The organism is Bradyrhizobium sp. PRIMUS42 (genome assembly GCF_023006515.1).
Lineage (GTDB): Bacteria > Pseudomonadota > Alphaproteobacteria > Rhizobiales > Xanthobacteraceae > Bradyrhizobium.
Genome location: NZ_JALBGZ010001640.1, coordinates 1 through 399, shown reverse-complemented (window position 1 = coordinate 399; position 399 = coordinate 1). Strand labels below are relative to the sequence as shown.

General features: G+C 68.2%; 1 pseudogene. It reads right to left on the bottom strand.

Annotation, left to right across the window (positions count from 1 at the left end):
* Positions 1-399: pseudogene (locus MOV75_RS42060) on the bottom strand (GGDEF domain-containing protein); the annotation flags it as partial.

Below are 399 nucleotides of genomic sequence, written 5' to 3'. Positions count from 1 at the left end.
GCCAGCGGCACGAACTCGGCCGGCAGGCGATTGCGCGCCGCGCGGGCCGACAGATCGCCCTCGCCGAGACGTTTGGCCATGTCGACGAGCATCTCGATCGGCTTGATGACGAGTTTTTCGGCGGCGATCAGCGCGCCGAGCAGGACGAACACGACGACGAAAGCGAGCTGGAGATAGGCGGTGCGAATGTCGCGGCTGACCGCCTCGGACACCTTGTCTTCGTCGATGCTGGCGATCAGGCGGGCATTGGTGCCCGCGATGCGGATGTAGCTGACCGCGCGGCGGGAGCCGTCGGCGGCGAGGAAGGACAGCGTGCCCTCATCCTGGTCGGACCGCAGCGCGCGATCGGCGATCGCGGACATCAGCGGCAAATTGTCGAGGGGCCGGCCGACGGCACTG